The 6008-nt window shown below is 50.9% G+C and carries 7 protein-coding genes; 4 read left to right on the plus strand and 3 right to left on the minus strand.

Translation table 11 applies throughout. From position 1 onward, the window contains the following. Nucleotides 1-255: 255 nt before the first annotated feature. Entirely contained in the window at nucleotides 256-954 is a 699-nt protein-coding gene (locus tag H7848_RS19450) for a hypothetical protein (protein WP_208354607.1), read from the plus strand. Nucleotides 955-1015: 61 nt separating this feature from the next. Further along, nucleotides 1016-1474, plus strand: coding sequence for a hypothetical protein (locus H7848_RS19455; RefSeq protein ID WP_208354608.1), 459 nt, complete (start codon nucleotides 1016-1018; stop codon nucleotides 1472-1474). A 526-nt stretch (nucleotides 1475-2000) separates the two neighbouring features. On the opposite strand, the gene H7848_RS19460 is transcribed toward H7848_RS19455, so the two are convergent. Beyond that, nucleotides 2001-2774 (minus strand): Fic/DOC family protein, encoded by a 774-nt coding sequence (locus H7848_RS19460; RefSeq protein WP_208354609.1) that lies wholly within the window; start codon nucleotides 2772-2774, stop codon nucleotides 2001-2003. A 9-nt stretch (nucleotides 2775-2783) separates the two neighbouring features. After that, the gene (locus tag H7848_RS19465) at nucleotides 2784-2999 is read right to left on the minus strand and encodes a hypothetical protein (protein ID WP_208354610.1); all 216 of its coding nucleotides are present in this window, start codon (nucleotides 2997-2999) and stop codon (nucleotides 2784-2786) included. 135 nt (nucleotides 3000-3134) lie between these two features. On the opposite strand from H7848_RS19465, the gene H7848_RS19470 reads away from it, so the two are divergent. Beyond that, complete coding sequence (locus tag H7848_RS19470) at nucleotides 3135-3725, plus strand: recombinase family protein (RefSeq protein WP_208354611.1); 591 nt, start codon at nucleotides 3135-3137, stop codon at nucleotides 3723-3725. A gap of 19 nt (nucleotides 3726-3744) precedes the next feature. Further along, nucleotides 3745-4035, plus strand: coding sequence for a hypothetical protein (locus H7848_RS19475; protein ID WP_208354613.1), 291 nt, complete (start codon nucleotides 3745-3747; stop codon nucleotides 4033-4035). A gap of 252 nt (nucleotides 4036-4287) precedes the next feature. Here H7848_RS19475 and H7848_RS19480 read toward each other — a convergent pair whose 3' ends face one another. Next, nucleotides 4288-5100 carry an NYN domain-containing protein gene (locus tag H7848_RS19480; RefSeq protein ID WP_208354615.1) on the minus strand — a complete coding sequence of 271 codons (813 nt, stop codon included), beginning with the start codon at nucleotides 5098-5100 and terminating at the stop codon, nucleotides 4288-4290. Between the last annotated feature and the right edge of the window lie 908 nt (nucleotides 5101-6008).

Genomic DNA, 6008 nt, shown 5'->3' on the forward strand with positions numbered 1-6008 from the left:
TGAGCGCGCCAACATCAAAGGTTTCTCACCCCCTTAATCTCTAAGGTAGCCGCAGCGCAACAGGCCGCTAGCTTTGGGCCCACGTGCGGACATCTGATGTATCTGGTCAGTTGACCGGTGCCAGCCCTTACCGACCTTGGGCGAACCGTGTTTCCGAGCAAAATACTTCCCATCAGATGGCCGCTGTACAAAGATCGAGTCCTTTCCACAACTTGCCGATATGGTAGTGTCTATTTGTAGGGGAGAGTCAAAACAGTGTTTTCATTTTTTAAGAAGAAGGAACCCCGTACCGAGCGCGGTCTCATAGAGCGAATAGCAATGAACGTGATGAGCGGGGACGAACAAACAATTAGAAGTGCGCCTCCGGAACTTCATGCCTTGACGCTTGCTTTGTACTCCGGCTTCCAATCCGTTGACGGACAGACAAAAATCAAGGGCCATGAACGCCGATTTGCGTCCGCAAATCGTGATATATTGGCATGTCAATTTTTGGCATATCTGATGAATAGAACACTTGCTTCAATCGCGCCTCGCTACTTGTTTGGCGATTCTGGAGAAGAGCCTGAGGTTGCGGATTTGGTGGAAGACGCATGGCATTTTTTTCCAACGTTGATCGAACAGTTGAGAGAAAATACTGACGAGAACGAAGTGTCGTATTTGGACGGATTTGAAGCTTGGCATCAAAGGGTTAGGCAGGAATACTACAATAAAGGGCTGACTAGAGGAAACAAGCATCACTTCGATCCAGTCGCAGCACTCGATGCAAATATCAGTGCTGCAATCAGCGCAAAGAGTTTTAGGGACATTGCAGGGCCACCAGAGTTTCAGCTTGTTAGCGAGCGCGGGCTTCTGGATGATATTTACGGTAAGGCCTCTGTGGGCATTTACGGGACTGAATTGATACCTGGCTACCTAAAATCTCTGCGACGGTTGCTAGATTTGTTACCGTCGTGAGCAATTGTAGCGAACGGAAGATTTGCACGGCATTCCCCACATCTGAAGCGAGGCTTTGAACATGTTAGGCGCTTTGACAGCTTTCGGCAGTGTGGCTATGGCGGCTTTAGGATTCTTGTTGGGGAGATTTTACGCGGAATCCGAACGAATTCTCTCTGAAAAGCGAAAGGCTTATCTTGAATTCTTGAGCGAATTGCCGCCCCTCAATGATACATATCTGGATGCCACGGAGGAAGAGTTCTTGGAATCGCTAAGACCCGCAATCGAGCGCCTCCCAAAGCTGATGTTTTATGCAGACAAGTCTGTTGTAATGGCGTGGGGTGTATTGCAGCAAAGATATGTTGAGGCTCACGCTGCACTGACACCTGACAGTCCTGCACTTGCTCCAGAGTACCAAGCGCTCGCGACCGCTCAGAATGACTTGGTATTGGAGATGAGGAGAGACGCATTCCGTTGGTCCATCTTCAACTACAGCGGCAAAACCCGTGTCCCAGACAATTTGGATTTGCCAAATAGTTGAGCATATGGACTGCGCAAGGGTTTCGAATGCGGCAGAATCCACGTACGGAAAACTGCCGGAACCATGTGTACATGTGCTGAAATTTTCCATCCGTGAACCTACAGATCAGTCGGGTAGGACACTTTCGGATTGCCGATAGCGAAACACGTTTCGCGTGCCGCGTTTAGTTTCAAGATTTGGACAAAGGTTCGGTTGCACTTTGCAGCTTTCCAAAGCCCACTTCCTGCGCATCGCCGACATCGATGTACGTTGCCCTGCATGACTTGTTTTTGAAACCGACATGATCAACGCGCTCAGATCTGTGCAAGTTGACACGACTTTCGGCCGCCCGGCGTCGACCGGGCGGGTTCTTGTCCTCATTGGGGTCGATTCCGGAAAGGGGCAGGATCGTATCATAAGGGTCTGCGGTTAGCGTTTTGACCACCGATATTCGCCTGTAAGCAAGATGTGCGCCCATCCGAGCGGAGAAATGTGCGAGAAGAGGTCGTTTGCAGGAGGGGGCGAAATGACACTTTAAGGTTTATCATCATCTTTCCCGCCCCCTTGATTCCTTCAGAACCTTCTGCAGCGTGTCTCTATCCATGATTGTTTCATACGCCTTCGCCACCGAACGAACCTGGTCCAGAGCTGCTGCACGTTGTGTAGGTGAACGCAGATTATCTATCGCGGTGGTTACCGTCTCAAAGTATTTCGCGACAGCCTCTTGCGCCTTCCGGCCGGTCTCCCGTCCATCTGGGTCGATGGCATGAGTTATCGCTGCGCGCAGAAGATCGTTGGTGCCTGAGTGCGACACTTGCGATGCCAATATCCAGGCATCCCGTTGAATGCGCTCCGTGTGGAATTCATGACCGGCCCGCTCTGTCATCTGCTTGAGAAATTCGGTTTGCGTTCTGCCGTTGCCTTCTCGAAACGGATGCACATAGTTCAGGTCGGAAATCGCTTTTGCAGCGAACTCGCTATAATCTGAGGCATCCAGTCCCCTGCCAAAGTTACCCGCTTGCATGGTCCGTTCGACATCCGCCATACCTTTGTCGATGAGCGCGTGTTGATGAAACCAGCGTCCACCTTTGCCAATCTCGACCTGACGGTACTGCCCTGCCCATTCATAGACATCCTGGAACAAGTGCTTGTGGATGCTCTTAATGTGTCCGGCATCGAAATTGCCGCCGGGCGGGCCTTCAAGAACACGGGTTTGCACCAGCTCCCGTTCCACAGCGTCGAGTTTTTCCCGATCTTTGATACCGAATTTATTCCTGAGAACGGTAAACTCAGGCGGATAGCAATAGCGTTCGTCGGCCACTGTCGTTTGCTATTCAGCTGCGATACGCTGAGACCTTTGAAGACGGCTGATCACGATCCGACGCATCACCTTTGCCATGCGTTGATCTGACCATCCCTTGTTTTCCATCCGCGCATAAAGCTGCAACTCCGCATCGGTCGGTGGTGATGACTCGATCTCCTGCATGGCAAACGCATGACGCAGCCGTTCAGATCTTACGCCGTCATATCGTGCATCCAGGCTCATTTCGTCACCTCCATAAAACGAAACTTTTATAGACACTTTCTGTTTCAGCCTGAAAAGCCCCGCAAGAGCGCTTTCGGCTTTCTATAAAGGTCTCTATAAACTATACTCTACATAAACCAGATGGACAAACGATTTATGGACAAAGCAGGCGGAAAGAAGGTCGGTTTCGCGCGCGTCTCAACCAGCGACCAAAATCTTGAACCGCAGATCGCCCGGCTCAGGGCGCTTGGTTGTGATGAAATCTACACCGTGAAAGAATCTGGTGCGAAAGCACATTCCGAAACGCTAGAGCTTTGCTTCAGCGCCCTGCAGGAAGGTGACATGCTCATCGTCACAGCACTGGACCGTCTCAGCCGCAGCCAGAAGCAGCTTGGGTTCATCGCTGAGCGGTTGAAAGAAGCCGGGATCCAGCTGCAAGCTGATCGAGAGAAGATCGATACCAGTTCGGCCATGGGCCAGATGTTCTATACAATCGCGGGTGCGTTTGCACAGCTCGAACGTGATCTGATCCGTGAACGAACGGAGGCTGGCTTGGCCCTGGCCCGTGATCAAGGCCGCGTTGGAGGTAGACCCCCTGCCCTTGATGACGATGGCATTGAGAGCGTCCGGCAAATGTTGTCCGGGACAACACTTTCCGTCAAAGCTATCGCTGCTCATCATGGCATCAAGCCATCAACCGTCTACAAGTATTTCCCTGGCGGCCGGGCCGCACTCAAACAGCCATAACTGCGAAAGGAAACATCCATTGCAAAGAATAATCTCGGTCTTAAGCGCTTCGCTGTGCGTGATGACCACCTCACTTCAGGCCGAAACACCTTTCCTGCCGATGGATCGATCAGTCCCGGATCTTCTAGCCGAAGGTTGGGAAGTGGCCGGGTCGCTCGGCAACGGGGCATTGCTCATGCAAAATGGTGATCAGATCAGCTTCTGCATCATAGACATTAAAGGTGGCCACTTTGACTACATTGGTGGTGAGACGGATCTTGCTGAACGGTTCTCAACGATTGATGCTAACTGCGCAGCACTTACAGAATAAGAAAAACGCCGACGCTTTTGAGCATCGGCGCTTCACCTTCAGGGCCATCGCCGTCCCCGGCTGTGCCTTACCTTTTGTTTACTCCAATCCAGTGACAACGGCAACAAAGATAAGCCAACTTCATCTTCCCAAAATATCCTCGGGGGAGGCCATTAGGCCGGGGGCAGACAGCCCCCAGCCCTAAGCAGACATTGCTGAAACGCTCGCCCATCACATACAAGGGGCTTATGCGCCTAAACTTGGTTAGTTTCGCTAGTCAGGATCCGGGGGAATGGTTAGGTTGTTTACCCCGTTGGGCGCATCAAGTGATGATGTAAGCCCATCCACGTGCTCCAGGAGATCATCCTCTACGCTTTGCCACATCGGGTCGAGGATGAACTCAACGCCTTCACGGCGAGCCACCTTTGCGGCTGGAATAAAATCGCTGTCTCCTGTCACAAGAACAATGGTATCAACTTGGCGCTTGAGGGTCATGGTTGTGATGTCCAATCCAATCCTCATATCCACGCCCTTTTGACGAAGCGGAAAACTAATGCCGTCAGCGGGTAGGTTTTTCCAGTGCTCCAGAGCTTTTTGTGCAGTGGCCGTTTTGTCAGGGTTAGCCTTAGCGGGGTCAGCCAGCACCTCTGACAGGTATTCGGCTTCATGCCAAATTTTCAGAAGCCCTTTGAGATACCTCTCATAAGGCGTCCAATAACCATCCTTGGTAACTTTTCCTAAGCGTAGCGCAAACTTTCGCTTCTTTCTAAGTTCTGTAAACAGAGCCTTCCGAAACTGTGCTTGATCCGAATTTTTGAAGTCGACTTGCTGGTTTTGGAATGGTTGATGGGGCTTCCCCTCGTATGGCGCAGCATCATAGTAGAAGAGGCGATACACATGGTCGAGCCAACGACTTCTGTCTGCACTAAAGCTTTCGCCCGTTAGCTTCTGAACGTGTCTCTTACAAAGAAATCGCAGAATGTCCGCTACCGCTGCGGGATCATCCCGATTGATCGACGGCCAACTCTTGATACGCTTGTAGAAGAACCCCCCGTCAATTAGGACAGAAATCTTTCTAACGCGCATTCACAGCCCCTAAACGCAAAAAGCCCCACCTTTCAGCTCATCCCCAAGATCAGAGGGGAGGCCTAGTCGGTGAGGCGGATGCTTCAAATATCGGCTCTATCGGTTAAAACGCAACAAACTAGTTTGTTATGACATCTGAACTGTGTAAGCAACAAGCGACACATGTCGCTTGTTGCTTACACAGTTTTTATACCTGCGTCAACCCCAACCAAGGCTCTGTTATATTTACATTTTTCATCCGTTTTGCTAGGCCTTAAAGTTGCAAAATTTGGAAACGCAACAATGGTAGATGAAGCAAACAAGTCACGACTAGAAGTCCGGCTTCTCCGAGAGATCGAAGAAATTAATCAGAAAATTCAATCGCTTCAAGACGAGCGAAAAAGTCTACAACGACTTTTGGCGAGGGCTCGCTCGAAAGACAAGGTCGCCAGATCGGTCAAACGAAAAAACAGCCTAGACCGTGCAGTAGTAGAAGCGTGCATTCACGAAGCTTTGTCAGAGGGACGTCCACTTCGTTCAATCGAGCTGCGGAAACGGGTTGCCTCTGTGGTGTTCTCCATGAACGAGAACACGTTTCGTTCTTATCTGCACAGAATGAAGGAAAAGGGTCTCATAATTCAACACAACGGAAGACGAGGCGTTTGGACGATTCCTAGCCCTAATCTGTCCTGATAGACGCGTGCATCGGTGCATTAGTCATGACTCCTGCAACAATAGCCCGGCCCTGCAAAATCATGGTTCAGACATGGTGCGCAAATCGGGTGCATTTTTTCTAGAGCAAGATGAGATCAGGTTGAAGCGTATCCTGAGTTGACAAGGTAATTCGCACATTCCTGCGGGGTGAAGCGGTCGAGCAGCTTACCGATCCTGCGCCATGTTGCCTCTATCGTGCGTTCGGCGGCGTCTCG

Source organism: Pseudaestuariivita rosea, assembly GCF_017592335.1.
GTDB classification, from domain to species: Bacteria; Pseudomonadota; Alphaproteobacteria; order Rhodobacterales; family Rhodobacteraceae; genus Parasulfitobacter; species Parasulfitobacter rosea.

Bases quoted from the DNA above. Each gene is read 5' to 3' on its own strand.
- H7848_RS19465 (WP_208354610.1), bottom strand. From the start codon at position 2,999: ATGAGCCTGGATGCACGATATGACGGCGTAAGATCTGAACGGCTGCGT.
- H7848_RS19455 (WP_208354608.1), top strand. From the start codon at position 1,016: ATGTTAGGCGCTTTGACAGCTTTCGGCAGTGTGGCTATGGCGGCTTTA.
- H7848_RS19480 (WP_208354615.1), bottom strand. From the start codon at position 5,100: ATGCGCGTTAGAAAGATTTCTGTCCTAATTGACGGGGGGTTCTTCTAC.
- H7848_RS19470 (WP_208354611.1), top strand. From the start codon at position 3,135: ATGGACAAAGCAGGCGGAAAGAAGGTCGGTTTCGCGCGCGTCTCAACC.